Origin of the sequence: Prosthecobacter sp., from assembly GCF_044227185.1 — a bacterium.
Taxonomy (GTDB): domain Bacteria; phylum Verrucomicrobiota; class Verrucomicrobiia; order Verrucomicrobiales; family Verrucomicrobiaceae; genus Prosthecobacter.
This window is the reverse complement of record NZ_JBGAFO010000016.1, coordinates 24,541-38,478: the sequence shown is the minus strand read 5'-3', so window position 1 is coordinate 38,478 and position 13,938 is coordinate 24,541. Positions and strand designations below refer to the sequence as shown.

Genomic DNA, 13,938 nt, shown 5'->3' with positions numbered 1-13,938 from the left:
CCGTTTTCATGAACGAGATCATCATCGAACCCGGCCGCACTGAGGCCAACTACTGGCGCGACCTGTGGAGGTTCCGCGAGCTGTTTGGCTTTCTGGCCTGGCGCGACATCCTGGTGCGCTACAAGCAGACTGCCGTGGGCGTGGCCTGGGCCGTGCTACGGCCGTTTCTGACCATGCTGGTCTTCGTGGCCATTTTCAGCCGCGTGGCCGGGCTGGCCTCCACCGCCATGCCTTACTCCATCATGGTGCTGGCAGGCATGCTGCCCTGGCAGTTCTTCGCCACCGCCCTCTCCGAAGCAGGCTCAAGTCTCGTTACCAACTCAAATCTCATCACCAAGATCTACTTTCCGCGCATCATCCTGCCGGCCAGCTCCGTCATCGTCGCGCTGGTGGATTTTGCCATCACTCTCGGCCTCCTCGCCGCGCTCATGCTCTGGCATCAGTACGTGCCCTCCTGGCGCATCGTCTTCCTGCCCGCCTTCATCCTGCTCTCCCTCGTCGCCGCTCTCGGCCCTGGTCTGCTCATCACCGCACTCAACGTCAAGTTCCGCGACTTCCGCTACATCATTCCTTTTGTGGTTCAGTTCGGCCTCTACGTCTCGCCGGTGGGGTTCAGTTCGGAGGTGATCGCCCAGAGGTTCGGTGAAAACGCCCGCATGCTCTACGCGCTGAACCCGATGGTGGGAGTGATCGACGGCTTCCGCTGGTGCATCGGCGACGCCACCGCCTTCCACCCGGCCTCCTTTGTCATTTCAGCCGTTTTCAGCCTGGTGCTGCTCTGGCTGGGCATCCGCTACTTCCGCAATACCGAAAAGACCTTTGCCGATGTCATCTGAGTCCATCATCCAGGTCGAAAACCTCGGCAAGTGCTACCGCCTCCACCACGAGCAGCGGGAGCGCTACACGGCGCTGCGCGATGTGATCGCCAGCAAAGTGAAAGGGTTCTTCAAGCACGGTGACCGCGCCGCCGGTGAGGAGGAGTTCTGGGCGCTGCGCGATGTGAGCTTTGATGTCAAGCAGGGGGAAGTTGTCGGCATCATCGGCCGGAACGGAGCCGGCAAATCCACGCTCCTCAAGATTCTCAGCCGCATCACCGAGCCTTCCCAGGGGCGCATCACCCTTCGTGGCCGCGTCGCCAGTCTCCTCGAAGTCGGCACGGGCTTCCATCCCGAGCTTACGGGGCGCGAAAACATCTACCTCAACGGCGCCATTCTTGGCATGACGAAGGCCGAGATTAAGAGCAAGTTCGACGAAATCGTCGCCTTTGCTGAAATCGAAAAATTTCTGGACACCCCGGTGAAACGCTATAGCAGCGGGATGTATGTCCGGCTTGCCTTCGCCGTTGCCTCGCATCTCGATCCCGAAATCCTCGTCGTCGATGAAGTGCTTGCCGTTGGCGATGCCGCCTTTCAGCGTAAATGCCTCGGCAAAATGGGAGACGTCTGTGGCTCTGGACGCACCATCCTGTTTGTCAGCCACAACATGCAGGCCGTCCGGCAGCTTTGTTCCAAAGTCGTATGGCTTGAGAAAGGGCGGATGAAAGCCATCGGCCCCAGCGATGAGACCATCAACAACTATCTTATGGCGGAGATGCGTACGGATACACTCCGTGCATTGAACGAAGAAATCGCCCAGGCCCCGGCGGATCCCGGATTCCGCCTCAAAACCGTGGATGTCCGCCAGAATGGACGAAGCGCCACAGAATTGCTTTCCGGTAAACCAGTGGAGATCATCCTCAGCTATGATGTGCTGCAAGACGCCCGCGGTCTGCATGTCTATTTCCTTTTGTGTGACATGGACGGCACCCTTCTCTTTGAAAGCCTCCACAACGGTACAGACGCCGAATCTCTTCCACTGGTGGAAAAAGGCAGCTACGTCTCCACCGCCATCATCCCCGCGGATTTTCTTGCTGGCCGAAGTTACGAACTGCAGATCCAGGCCGCGATTCAGAGCGTGCGCGCTTTCTTCAAACGCCCCCCGTCAGTCAGCCTCCACGTACATAATGCCGGGCTGGTGAACCGCGCTTATGCCGGCTATGACACTCCTGGCAAACTGGCCCCGCTGATTGAGTGGCACACCCGCCAAGACTGATTTACTGGGATTACAGGCATCCTTCCGACCGGCAAAAGCCGCCGCAAGTTTTCAACACACCAACCAACCTGCCGATCTCACTTCCGGCACACACCACTATGACCCAGCCTGCGGCCACTGAAAAACCCATGAACGAGTTTCCTCTGATGGAGACCTCCAAGGAAAACATCGTGCTGTTTCATCCGCACATGCCTGCCAAAGCCGCCGCCATGGTCACTGAAGTGATGGGCACGCGCTGGATCGGGCAGGGGCCGAAGGTGGAAAAATTTGAGGAGGAGTTCTCCAAGCGCTTTGGCGGCGGCCGCACCTGCATTTCCATCGGCTCCGGCACGGATGCGCTGCATCTTGCCTACATCCTCGCCGACCTTCAGCCCGGCGACGAAGTGATCACGCCGCTCTTCACCTGCACCGCGACCAACATCCCCTTCCTCTACATGGGGGTGAAGCCCGTGTTTGCAGACGTGCAGGCGCACACGCTGAATATCGACCCCGAGGACGTTCGTCGCAAGGTCACGTCCAAGACCCGCGCCATCGTCTGCGTGCACTACGGCGGTCTCCCTTGCGACATGGATGAACTCCAGGCCATCGCGGACGAGCACAATCTCAAGATCATTGAAGACGCCGCTCATGCCGTGGGCGCGAGCTACAAAGGCCGGGGGGTGGGAGAGATTTCCGACTTCACCATGTTTTCCTTTCAAGCCATCAAGCACATCACCACCGGTGACGGCGGCATGCTGGTGCTGAAAGACGAGGCCCTGGCCGACAAGGCCCGCCGCGTGCGCTGGTTTGGCATCGACCGCCGCGCCAAGCAGGGCGGCATCTGGCAGAACGACATCACCGAGATCGGTTACAAATACCAGATGACCGACATCGCCGCGGCGATGGGACTTGCCGCACTGGAGGAAATCGATGCCGTGCTGGATCTGCGCAAGGCCCTGCTGGCCGAATATGAAAAGGGTCTTGCCAACTGCCGGGACGTCACCGTCATCGGCGCAGGCTACACAGACCGCGTGCACGCCGCTTGGATGTGCACGGTGGTGGTGGAGCGCCGTGAAGCGCTGCAGGCAAAGCTGCGCGAGCACAACATCGAATCCGCGCAGGTGCACTACCGTAACGACCGCTACTCGATATTTGGCGGCCGGCAGAGCGGCCATGTCAATATGGACGCCCTTGAAGACAAATATCTCGTGCTGCCCCTGCATACGAAGATGACCGTGGGAGACGTGCAGCGCGTGTGCGCCACGCTGCGCGAAGGGTGGTGAAGAGGCTGCGACGACCAACGGCTCTGGCAGACACATTCATGGGCAGGAAATGGAAGGCGCTGTTAAAAGGCCTGGTGCCGCCGCTGGTGCTGGCGCTGGTGAAAAAAGCCGCGCAGCCGCGACAGCAGCAGCCCACTTGGGCCGGCATCTACCCCGCCCTCGGCGACGTGCCCGTGGTGGATGGCACGTATGATGACGCCAGGAGGGTAGGTGAGATGAGCGCGCACGCTGGCATCCTGCTTGCCCAGATCCAGGAGGGGAAAAAGCCGGTGCTGTGGCATGAAATGATGGCGACCGTGGCTGCAGTGGTCGCGGCAGAGCGCGGCGGGGTCCGGGTGCTGGATTTCGGCGGAGGCATGGGGACGGGTTTCATGCATTTGATTTCGACGCTGCCGGAGACGGCGCGGATTGAGTACGATGTCATCGAGATGGAGCAAATGTGCGCCGCCGGGCGCGCCTTGTTCGTGAACGAAAAGCGTCTACGCTTTCACACCACACAGCTTCATGACGGCGAGCGGCCGGACATTGTGTATGTAAACAGCGTGCTTCAGTACATCGAAGACTACGCCGCCAAGCTGCGCGAACTGGCAGCGCTGCAGGCGCCCTGGGTGTTGCTGGTGCGCACTGCGGCGGGGGATTTCCCCACCTTTGCCACGCGACAGCTCAACCTGCCCGGCCAGGTGCTGCCCTACTGGTTTTTCAACAGGGATGAGATCGTCGCGACTCTGCGGGATGCTGGCTACGCGCTGGCGATGGAGCGCCTTTCGGACCGCAGTTACGACATGAGCAACTTTCCCGAAACTCACCGGCAGGAAAGAATGCGGCACCTGCTGTTTGCCCGAACCAAAGGCCAGGCCGAATAGAAAAATGCGTTCAGTCCTGGTGATTCTCGAATGTGGCACGGAGCTCTACGGGGCTACCGCCGTGGTGCGCGCCTTTCAGTACACCGGCCTGTTTGCGCAGCATCCGCAGATCAGGGCGACTTTTGTCTCCCGCCGGTCTCCGCGGTATCACCGCCTTTGCTCGCGACTGAAAAGCCGCTGGTGGAGCCGGCCGCTGGGCAGTGTGCTCGCAAAAATCGAGAACAGCGTCACGCAGGGCCGGGAAAGGGCCATCGTCGCGCAGTCGCGCCGACATGACTGCGTTTACATGCTGAGGATTCCATCCATCCGGCTGCACCGTGCGCTGTGGCGGGAGCAGCGGGCGAAAGTCGTGATGGATTTGAACGACGGGCTCTGGCTGCCGTTTTCACAACGGCCGGGAGGCGGCTTTGAAAACTTTCACGAGATGCTGCAGTCCAGCCATGCCGTGGCCTGTGAAAATGAATATCTCCTGGCCTACGCAAGAAAATACAATACAAACGCCCATCTGGTGCCTGATGCGCCGCAGGTGGAGGAGTTTGACAAGGTGAGGGGCCAGTTCATGCCCTCCGGTGATCGTGTGATACTGGGGTGGATAGGTTCGCCGAGCACGGCGGACAACCTGCACGTCATCTTCGAGCCACTCGAAGAACTGTTTGCCCAAAACCCCCGGCTGCACCTGCGCATTCTCGGGGCCACTGCGGCCAATCTGCCGCGTTTTGAAAAGGTCCGGTATTCCTGCAAGGCCAGCTATACCAACCCGGAGATGATCCAGGAGGCACTACAGATGCACGTCGGACTGTTCCCCTTGTATCGGACTGAAGACGCCCAGGTGCGTGGCACGTTGAAGGCGCGGATTTACATGAGCGCAGCCATTGCCGCCGCATGCCAGAACTGGGGAGAGTTGCCACGGCTGATCCAGCACGGCGTCAACGGTGTCCTCGCCGGCTCGGCCGATGACTGGCTGGAGAAGCTGCGCGGACTGGTTGAGAATCAAGCGCAAAGGCAGGAGCTGGCACGGCAGGGGCTGGAGACCATCCGCTCCCAGTTCACCCGGCAGATGTGTTTTGACCGGCTGTTGTCTGTGCTGATGGCGTGAAGTGGCTGTGTCAGGGCTTGCCAAAGATGCGCATCGCTTTCGTCATCAATGGATTTCCGGCTGTGTCGGAGACGTTCATTCTGCGGCAGATCGTTTATTTGATCCAGCAGGGGCATAGCGTGGATATTTACGCAGAGCGTCCGGTGCCGGAGCCGCCGGTAGTGCATGAGGATGTGCGGCGGCTGGGGCTTTTGCAGCACACGCGGTACTGGCCGGCCGTGCCGCGCGGGAGGCTGGAGCGGCTGAAGGGTGCCGTCTCACGCCTCATGATCTGGGGCTGGCGCAATCCGGTGGTCATCGTTGACGCCTTGAACGGCTTCCGCCATGGCCGGCACGCCTGGAATTTAAACCGCCTCAACAACCTGCTGCCGGACCAGCGGGTTTCCGGGGAGTATGACGTCATCCACTGCCACTACGGGCCTAATGGCGAGCGTGCCGTGGCCTTGCGGCAGCTGCGTGCCTTCAAAGGGCCTGTCATCACGACGTTTCATGGCTATGACGCGAACCTGCTGCCGCGGGTTTTTGGACCGCATCTTTACCGCAGGCTGTTTCGCCATGGAGATCTTTTCACCGTGGGATCGGAATTTATGCGCCGCCGCATCCTCAGGCTAGGCGCACCTGAGGACAAAATCGTGAAGATGCCGATGGGGGTCGATCTTGCCCGGTACCAGTTCAATGAGCGCAAAAAAAAGGAGCAGGACGAGCCGTTCAGGCTGCTGACCGTGGCACGTCTTGTTGAAGTCAAAGGGATTGAGTTTTCCCTGCGTGCTGCCGCTCTGGTGAAGGCAAAGCTTCCCTCGTTTCGCTATCAGATCGCCGGTGATGGGCCGCTTCGCGGCAGCCTTGAGCGGCTGGCTGCGGAACTTCATCTCGGCGATACGGTGGAGTTTTTGGGAGCGGTTTCAGCGGACGAGGCCATCGGACTGTATGAGACGGCCCACGCCTTCCTGCTGCCCAGCATTGTGACACAGACGGGCGAGGAGGAGAATCAGCCCGTCGTACTCGCGGAAGCGCAGGCTACGGGACTTCCGGTCATCGCGAGCGACATCGGCGGTGTGTCTGAGAGCATGCGGGACGGCGAGTCTGGACGTCTCGTGCCAGCGAGAGATCCCGGGGCCATCGCAGAGGCGGTGATGCACATAGCCGAACATCCAGATGACTGGGGAAAAATGGGCCGCGCAGGCAGAGCCTATGTGGAGGAAAAATTTGACCTTAACAAACTCAACCAGCAGATGACCGAGATGTACGGGGCAGTAATTCTGTCTGCTGCAAACATGCGTCGTTAATCTAAACTTTCATGGCCACCGACCTGGTATCCTCCATTCTCAAGACGCTGCGTCACCGCTTTTCCCCCGTCTATCGGCGCGTCAGGCATTTTGGCATCCATCGCCATTGCCCGGTTTGCGGGAGCAATGTCCGGAAGTTTTTGCCGTTCGGAGACCCTCCGCGGCCGGAGGCCCGCTGCCCAGTGTGCAATTCCCTGGAGCGCCACCGGATGGTGTGGGCTTTCATGGAGCCCAGGCTGGCAAAGATTGCAAGACCGGCCGTGCTGCATGTGGCGCCGGAGCCTTGCCTGCGCGCAAACCTGGAGCGCCTGCCTGGGGTGGACTACTGGTCGTCGTCTTATGACGGCGCGGGCACCCGCATCCAGGCGGACATCACCCGCCTGCCATTTGAGGACGCGACCTTTGACGTTGTCCTTTGCTGCCATGTTCTGGAGCATGTGCTCGATGATCTTGGTGCGATGCGTGAATTCATGCGGGTGCTGCGGCCTGGAGGATGGGCGGTGCTTCAGGTGCCTCTCGAGATGGACAGAGAGACCACCTACGAAGATGCTTCGATCGTCACACCGGAAGAGAGGACCCGGGCGTTCGGTCAGAACGACCATGTCCGAATTTACGGGCGGGATTACACGGACCGCCTGAAGGCTGCAGGATTTTCAGTGTCGCTGTTCTCCGCCGGGGAGATCATCCCCGGAGATTTGGAAAGGTGCGTCCTCGATCCGCATGAACCCTTGTTCTTTTGCGAGCTGCCGCAGTGCCCCCCCCTCCAAGGAACTGCACAACTAGCGAAGCAGCCATGCGTCTGCTTGAACGAATCGTCCGTCGTCTGAAACTGGAGCTCAGCATTGGCTGGCGCCGCCGCATGAAGCTGGGTGGGGAGGTCGAAGCAGTTTAAAACTTTATTGCATCAAACGTTGAAATTTTATTTCGAAAGCACTGATGTGGGCGGTGGCTCAGGCGAGCATGTTTAGGCAATTCTGGGCAGCCAGGCGCGAAAAAATGTTTGAACGGCCAAGGAACGAATTCGTGGGGTCGAATTACATCCCTTCGCTGGATGGATGGCGGGCTTTGTGCATCATTCTGGTGCTGGGCAGCCATGCGGTCCGGGTGGCGGGGTTTCCGGCAGAATGGAAGGATGCGGTCACCTTGGTCTTTGACGGTAATCTCGGGGTGCGCTGCTTCTTCATCATCAGCGGGTTTCTCATCACCACACTGCTGCTGAGGGAATTTCATGCCACCGGGGCCATTGATTTGCGGGGCTTCTATTTGCGGCGTGTCCTGAGGATATTTCCTGTCTATTTTGCCTTTCTGGGAGTCGTCGCTCTTCTGGAGTGGTTCACAGTGTTTGATCAGCCGGCGGTTCAATGGGTGCACCTGCTCACGTTCACGACAAATTTCACCGCTCGGGGAAACTGGCCGACGGGCCATACCTGGAGCCTGGCGTGCGAAGAACAGTTCTATCTTTTGTGGCCAAGCCTCATGATATTCCTGCGGCTGACTTCATGGGGAGGCAGGGTGGGGCTGGTGGTCGCGGCCCCTATTCTCCTGGCACCTCTCTGCCGTGTGGCGACCTATCTCGAAGTCTTTCCAGGTAACGTCTTGTTTGGGATGTTTTCACTGCTGAACTACCAGGACAGCCTCGCAATCGGATGCCTGCTTGCATATTTCCATCCGGCGCTTTCTGAGAGGCTTGCCTCCGCCCAGCGGATACATTTGGCCCTGGTGGCAGCGGCCGCCATCCTGGTGCCGCTGTGGCTCTCAAGCACCCATCGGTTCGGTATTTTAACGGTTCCTTTGGGACCGACGTTTCAGGGCCTTGGCATGGCCGCTTTGATCTCGCTCTCCGCGCGTCGGTCAGACTTTTTTGTCATCCGGTGGCTGAACTGGAGACCCGTCATCTGGCTGGGGATCCTCTCCTACTCTCTGTATATCTGGCAGCAGTTGTTCTGTACGGACCCTGCTCTTTTTGGCTGGCAGGGCAAAGCTCCGTTCACTGTCAATACCTGGATCGGCTGGGCCATCGTGGCCGCCTGCATGTCATATTTTTTACTGGAGAAACCTTTGCTGCAATGGCGCAAACGTCTGCACGTGCGCGGTGCCGGAGAGGTGGGGCGGTCCTGATCCCGGGTGCCTTTAGCCATGGAAGTCCTCGCATTTGAAAACACCCCCACAGCCTTTGCCGGAGGGCAGGAGCGGAGTTTGTTTGAAGTGCTCCAGTTTGTGGCGGGAGCCGGAGGCCGGGTGAGCCTGTGCTATCAGCAGCCTGGCGAACTGCTGGAGGCATACGGGCAGTTTGTGCGTGAGGCATTTTGCATCAGGAGCCGCCAACTGGCCCGGCCGTGGGCACCATTCCTTCTGGATCTCGCGCGCCTGGCAGTGAAGTCGTTCTCCGCCAGGTGGGATGTGTTGTATGCCAATCAATACTTCGACACGCCCATGGTGGCGGCGCTCGGCCTGCTGGCGCGGATTCCGGTGGTCTGCCATCTGCGCATCGAGTGCCCGCCTTATCTTTCCCGCCAGTACCGCTGGGGGCTGATGCACTGCGCCAGACTCATCGCCATCTCCCACGACACCAAGGCCACTTACGTGGCCGCAGGCATCCCGGAGGAAAAGATTCAAGTGATTTACAATGGCATCGATGTCGCGGCATTTTCACCACGAGAGCGGGCGAGCGGCGCGGGGGTGCAGCAGCCTCTCTGCGTGAAGTTCTTCGGGCGCGTGTCACCAGACAAGGGCGTGGAGACGCTCATCGAGGCCTGCGCCTTGCTTGATGCGCAGGGGCGTCAGGTTCAGCTGCACGTGATCGGCAATGTGCGTGATGCTTCCGGCAAGGTGGCGTACCTCGAAGACCTGAAGCGGCTTGCGGGCCGTTTTCTGGACCACGGCATCTTTTTCAAACCTCACTGTGCGGACATTCGGGAAGAACTTGCCGGAGCCGACCTGGTGGTGGTTCCCTCGATCTGGCGGGAGGCCTTTGGCCGGGTGCTGATTGAAGCGATGGCCTCCGGCATCCCGGTGGTGGCCAGCCACACCGGGGGCATCCCGGAAGTGCTTTCCCCCCGCTTCCAAGATCATCTGGTGCCCCGTGGAGATGCGGCAGCCCTCGCGGCGGCCATCGCCAGACTGGTGAACTGGCGACAGGAACATCCTGAGCTGGGGCGGCAGAGCCGGGAGTGGGTGATCAGCCGGTTCTCGCATCTTGACCGCTGGAGGGAGGTCTTTTCAGTTTTGCAAAACACCGCCCGCTCAGCGGGCAGAAACGGATGATGAGCAGCGACCATTCCGGCGGAGCCCCCCCCTCCAACATGGCTGCAGAAAGCGCTTCTGAGGCGCTGCTGCTGGCGGCGACGGATGAGCGGAGAAATGCGGTCTCAGGGTATTCTGTTATAGCACGGCATCTGCGCCATTCCAGGCTGATCTCCGCGCTCAGGCAGGAGCCGCGAAGCTACTGGCAGCGCGCCTGTGTCTGGCTGCTGAGCCGCCTGTCATTCACACGCTGGTACCGGCAGGGTTCTCTGCGGGTGGAACTGGGTGCTTGGCGGGAGATGCCTCCGGGTTTTGAGGGAGTGGTGCATTATCTATGGGGAGACCGGGACATGGGGTATCTGGACCTGCTGCCGCTGCCACGCGGGGCTGTCTTATGCGCCACGATTCATTCGTGCCCGGATTCGCTGCCGCACACACTGAAGTTCGCGGGACGTTTCAGGCATGTGGGCGGTTTCATTCTCATGAGCGCCGTGCAGCGTGCGTTTTTTCTGGAACGCGGGGTGCCGGCGGAGCGGCTGCACGTGGTGCCGCATGGAGTGGACTGCGACTTTTTCCGGCCGGCCGCGCAGCCAGCGGGGGGCCACTTTACCGTGCTTTCGGTGGGGAATTACCGGCGCAATTTCCCACTGCTGCGCACGGTATGCGAGCACCTGCGCGATGCCTGCCCCGCAATCACCGTGCGCATCATCGCGCCGGCAGGCAAAAAAGAGCTGTTTACAGATCTTCCGAATGTGGAGTTTGCCACCGGCCTTTCAGACCAGGGGCTGCTGGAGGCCTATCAGCAGGCGTCCTGCCTGCTGATGACGCTGGAGGCGGCGACGGCAAACAACGCGATTCTGGAGGCCATGGCCTGCGGCCTGCCAGTAGTGGCGGAGGATGTGGGCGGGGTGGCCGAGTACACCGGGACGGAGGCGGGGCTGCTGTGCGCGCCTGGCGCTGCCAGGGAGCTGGCAGAGGCCATCATAGGCCTGCAATCCCGTCCCGATGAACGCGCCGCCTATGGAGTGCGGGCGCGGCAGCGCGCGGAGTCGCTTTCGTGGGAGAAAGTGGCGCGGCAGACAGAGCAGGTTTACCAGCAGATACTGGCACAATCGCGAACAGGAATGGCGGGCATTCGGCGCAAGAACAGCACACCGCAGCGAGTTTGACTCACCACACGAAACGATGAATTTGAAAGCAAAGCTATGGGAGGCGCGGACATTGGTCACGCGTTCACGCTGGATGGCTCCCGCAGGCGGTGCAGTGTTGCGCGCGCTTTCCTGGCTGGGGCGTCACAATCCCATGCAGACAAGCGCGCCGCACATCCGCAACGCCACTTATTTGAACGTGGGCTGCGGCAAGCGCGCTCGCGAAGGCTTTGTAAATCTGGACTACACCTGGCAGCCGGGAGTGAATCTGCTGTGGGACTTGTACTGGCGGCTGCCGTTTGCAGACGGCACCCTGCGCGGCATTTACACGGAGCACTGCCTGGAGCATCTACCGTTCACACTGGTCACCGGCCACATCCTGCGGGAGTTTCACCGTACGCTGGCTCCTGGCGGGAGGCTGCGCCTCATTGTGCCGGACGGCGGTCTGTATTTAAACCTCTATGCGCAGGCGCAGGCGGACCCCGCCACGGCGTTTCCATATCCGAATGAGGAGTTCGTGACGCCGATGATGCATGTGAACCGCTGTTTCCGGGATTATGACCATCTCTATGCTTATGATTTTGCCACCTTCCGCCACTTTCTTCTGAAGGCTGGCTTCTCCGAGGTGGTGCGCCAGTCCTTTCGGCAGGGTGGAGACGCCACCCTGCTGCTGGATGCGCCGGAGCGCGCGCCAGAGTCGCTCTACATCGAGGCCGTCCGGTGATGAGTAACAGGAAGATTTCTCCATGCGCCGCCTGCTGATCATCTGCACCACGTTTTATCCAGACCCAAAAGTGGGCGCCATCCGCATGACGAACTGGGCGAGGCATCTGCCGGAGCACGGCTGGGCAGTGCATGTGCTATGCCGCCACTACGGCTATGAATGTGATGTGGCGGAACTTGCGGAGGCCGTGCATCCTGAGGTGAAGCTGGAGTATCTGGACAGGCCTGTGCCCGGCCTCCCGGGGCGGGACGGGGGATGGCGCGGCTGGCTCCGCACTCAGGCGCAGAAGTTTTTGCGCTGTCGCAGCCTGGCCACTTTGCTGGTGCCGGATTCGGCCATCTTTTTCTGGCGGAAACAGAGGCAGCACATTCTCAGGCGCGTGCGGGATATCCGGCCGGACGTCATTCTCACCAGCAGTCCGCCGCATTCCAACCATGACATCGGTCTGTGGCTGGCGGCGCAGACGGGGCTGCCCTGGGTGGCGGATTTCCGCGATCCGTACCTGACGGACAACCGCTTTAAACCAAGAGGGCTAGGGCGGCTGCGCTGGTGGGCGCATGAGCGTTTTAAGGCTAGCATCTATCGTCATGCCCGACTGGTCATTCACGCCATTCCGCTGCAAGCGCGCTTTGCCAGCCGCCGACGCAAAGGAGCGCAGGGGCGGCTGCTGACGCTTACCAATGCTTTTCCGCCTGGCATGCCCTACGCTCCCGCTGCCGCAGAGGCTGGTGCACAGGGGGGGCGCCTGCGGGTTTTGGTGGCAGGAACGATCCCGGAGCCGGAGCAACAGGTGCTTGCGCGGGCGCTGGCAGGGCTGGTGGGGCTGGGAGTGGATGCGCAAATGGACCTTATCGGCCGCGTGCCTGAATGTGCGGAGCTGCTGCGCGGTCTGCTGCTGGAGCGGGTGCAGATGCCCGGCTACCTGAGCCATGCGGCCACCCTGCGGGAGATGCAGCAGGCAGACGTGCTGGTAAGTTTTTTGGACGAATTCCGCGGCGGGACATTTCTGCTGAGTACGAAACTCTTTGAATATCTGGCATCAGGCAAGCCGGTGATCTGCATAAACCCAAGCCGTTCTGACCGCCATTTGCTTTACGGCAGTTCGGGGGTGGAAGTTTTGGTGAAGCCATCTGTGCGCGAAATCACAGGGGCGCTGCACCGCGCTCTTTCAGGTGCACTGCGGCGTGACATGACTGAGGTGAAGCAATTTCGCGCTGAGTATAACTGGAGCCGTCGGGTCTCACAGCTTGCAGAAGCGCTTGACAGCCTGGTTGCGTTTCCCCCGAAAAATGCATGCGTCGTCAAAGGACCTCCAGTCGCTTCGATTGTCATTCCCACACGCAATCGAGGGGAGCTGCTTGGCCAGTGCATTCGTTCGGCCCTTGCTCAATCTGTTCCCGTTGAGGTGATCGTGATGGATGATGGTTCGACGGACGGAACGGTGGAGATGGTACGTCGAGAGTTTCCGATGGTGCAGTGCCACACGCTCGGCACTGGACGAGGGCCTTGCTTTCAGCGCAATCGAGGCATCCAGATGGCAAGCGCCGAGGTCGTGTTCCCAATTGATGATGACTCGGTGTTCTCCTCGCCACGCGTGGTTGAGCAAACCTTGCGCGAGTTTGATCACCCGCGTGTGGCGGCAGTAGGTATTCCCTTTCTAAATCCGCGTATGGGCTGGACGGAGATGCAGAGGGATGCAACGCCCGGCGGCTGTCATGTCATTCATGCCTTTGTGGGGGCGTCGCATGCTCTTCGTCGCAGTGTTTTTATTACCGTTGGAGGTTTTCGGGAGCACTTTTTCTACATGGGTGAGGAGGGGGATCTGTGCTTGCGAATGCTCGCCAACGGATATGTCACCCGGCTCGGAAGGGCGGATCCCGTCTACCACATGGAATCACCGCGCCGCAATCTGGCGCTGGCAAATCGCTGCGGGCGCCGCAATGATATCTATTTCGCATGGCAGAATGTGCCAATGCATTGCCTCCCGCTTCACTTGCTGGCGACCACGCTTAACGGGGTGAAAGCCGGCCTCAGGACATGGCATTTTTGGCGCATGCTAATGGGGACCTTCGAAGGCTATGGGCAATGCCTTTCCGGCAGGGTGGTCCGCCAGCCGGTGAATTCTGAAGTTTACTGGCTTCACCGACAGTTGAAAAAAGATGGCCCCATGATTTTGGAGGAAGTGGAAAAACGTCTCCTGTCAATGGGACGAACTTTCTGACGCC

At 60.2% G+C, this 13,938-nt stretch carries 12 protein-coding genes; all 12 read left to right on the top strand.

The window, feature by feature from the left end:
• The first annotated feature begins 8 nt into the window (after window positions 1-8).
• The 12 genes from ACILSQ_RS28075 (at window position 9) to ACILSQ_RS28020 (ending at window position 13,934) form a co-directional block, all read left to right on the top strand.
• Entirely contained in the window at window positions 9-836 is an 828-nt protein-coding gene (locus tag ACILSQ_RS28075; protein ID WP_395747014.1) for an ABC transporter permease, read from the top strand.
• Window positions 826-2,091: a polysaccharide ABC transporter ATP-binding protein gene (locus ACILSQ_RS28070; protein ID WP_395747013.1), complete on the top strand. Its 1,266-nt coding sequence runs from the start codon at window positions 826-828 to the stop codon at window positions 2,089-2,091. Before ACILSQ_RS28075 ends, ACILSQ_RS28070 begins: the two co-directional genes overlap by 11 nt.
• A 128-nt stretch (window positions 2,092-2,219) precedes the next feature.
• Window positions 2,220-3,353 (top strand): DegT/DnrJ/EryC1/StrS family aminotransferase, encoded by a 1,134-nt coding sequence (locus ACILSQ_RS28065; RefSeq protein ID WP_395747012.1) that lies wholly within the window; start codon window positions 2,220-2,222, stop codon window positions 3,351-3,353.
• Between the two features lie 38 nt (window positions 3,354-3,391).
• Window positions 3,392-4,216, top strand: a complete 825-nt coding sequence (locus tag ACILSQ_RS28060) for a methyltransferase, TIGR04325 family (protein ID WP_395747011.1) — start codon at window positions 3,392-3,394, stop codon at window positions 4,214-4,216.
• A 4-nt stretch (window positions 4,217-4,220) separates the two neighbouring features.
• Window positions 4,221-5,312 (top strand): glycosyltransferase, encoded by a 1,092-nt coding sequence (locus ACILSQ_RS28055; RefSeq protein WP_395747010.1) that lies wholly within the window; start codon window positions 4,221-4,223, stop codon window positions 5,310-5,312.
• Between the two features lie 26 nt (window positions 5,313-5,338).
• Window positions 5,339-6,598: a glycosyltransferase gene (locus tag ACILSQ_RS28050; protein WP_395747009.1), complete on the top strand. Its 1,260-nt coding sequence runs from the start codon at window positions 5,339-5,341 to the stop codon at window positions 6,596-6,598.
• Between the two features lie 11 nt (window positions 6,599-6,609).
• A complete protein-coding gene (locus ACILSQ_RS28045) occupies window positions 6,610-7,425 on the top strand; it encodes a class I SAM-dependent methyltransferase (RefSeq protein ID WP_395747008.1) in 816 nt (271 codons plus the stop codon).
• 133 nt (window positions 7,426-7,558) lie between these two features.
• Window positions 7,559-8,716: an acyltransferase family protein gene (locus tag ACILSQ_RS28040; protein WP_395747007.1), complete on the top strand. Its 1,158-nt coding sequence runs from the start codon at window positions 7,559-7,561 to the stop codon at window positions 8,714-8,716.
• A gap of 18 nt (window positions 8,717-8,734) precedes the next feature.
• Window positions 8,735-9,862 carry a glycosyltransferase family 4 protein gene (locus ACILSQ_RS28035; protein ID WP_395747006.1) on the top strand — a complete coding sequence of 376 codons (1,128 nt, stop codon included), beginning with the start codon at window positions 8,735-8,737 and terminating at the stop codon, window positions 9,860-9,862.
• Between the two features lie 38 nt (window positions 9,863-9,900).
• Window positions 9,901-11,010, top strand: coding sequence for a glycosyltransferase family 4 protein (locus ACILSQ_RS28030; RefSeq protein ID WP_395747005.1), 1,110 nt, complete (start codon window positions 9,901-9,903; stop codon window positions 11,008-11,010).
• Window positions 11,011-11,143: 133 nt separating this feature from the next.
• On the top strand, window positions 11,144-11,713 hold the full coding sequence (locus tag ACILSQ_RS28025; RefSeq protein ID WP_395747004.1) for a class I SAM-dependent methyltransferase: 570 nt from the start codon (window positions 11,144-11,146) through the stop codon (window positions 11,711-11,713).
• A 22-nt stretch (window positions 11,714-11,735) separates the two neighbouring features.
• A complete protein-coding gene (locus tag ACILSQ_RS28020) occupies window positions 11,736-13,934 on the top strand; it encodes a glycosyltransferase (RefSeq protein WP_395747003.1) in 2,199 nt (732 codons plus the stop codon).
• Window positions 13,935-13,938 lie beyond the last annotated feature (4 nt).

Bases quoted from the DNA above. Each gene is read 5' to 3' on its own strand.
- ACILSQ_RS28075 (WP_395747014.1), top strand. From the start codon at position 9: ATGAACGAGATCATCATCGAACCCGGCCGCACTGAGGCCAACTACTGG.
- ACILSQ_RS28070 (WP_395747013.1), top strand. From the start codon at position 826: ATGTCATCTGAGTCCATCATCCAGGTCGAAAACCTCGGCAAGTGCTAC.
- ACILSQ_RS28065 (WP_395747012.1), top strand. From the start codon at position 2,220: ATGAACGAGTTTCCTCTGATGGAGACCTCCAAGGAAAACATCGTGCTG.
- ACILSQ_RS28060 (WP_395747011.1), top strand. From the start codon at position 3,392: ATGGGCAGGAAATGGAAGGCGCTGTTAAAAGGCCTGGTGCCGCCGCTG.
- ACILSQ_RS28055 (WP_395747010.1), top strand. From the start codon at position 4,221: ATGCGTTCAGTCCTGGTGATTCTCGAATGTGGCACGGAGCTCTACGGG.
- ACILSQ_RS28050 (WP_395747009.1), top strand. From the start codon at position 5,339: ATGCGCATCGCTTTCGTCATCAATGGATTTCCGGCTGTGTCGGAGACG.
- ACILSQ_RS28045 (WP_395747008.1), top strand. From the start codon at position 6,610: ATGGCCACCGACCTGGTATCCTCCATTCTCAAGACGCTGCGTCACCGC.
- ACILSQ_RS28040 (WP_395747007.1), top strand. From the start codon at position 7,559: ATGTTTAGGCAATTCTGGGCAGCCAGGCGCGAAAAAATGTTTGAACGG.
- ACILSQ_RS28035 (WP_395747006.1), top strand. From the start codon at position 8,735: ATGGAAGTCCTCGCATTTGAAAACACCCCCACAGCCTTTGCCGGAGGG.
- ACILSQ_RS28030 (WP_395747005.1), top strand. From the start codon at position 9,901: ATGGCTGCAGAAAGCGCTTCTGAGGCGCTGCTGCTGGCGGCGACGGAT.
- ACILSQ_RS28025 (WP_395747004.1), top strand. From the start codon at position 11,144: ATGCAGACAAGCGCGCCGCACATCCGCAACGCCACTTATTTGAACGTG.
- ACILSQ_RS28020 (WP_395747003.1), top strand. From the start codon at position 11,736: ATGCGCCGCCTGCTGATCATCTGCACCACGTTTTATCCAGACCCAAAA.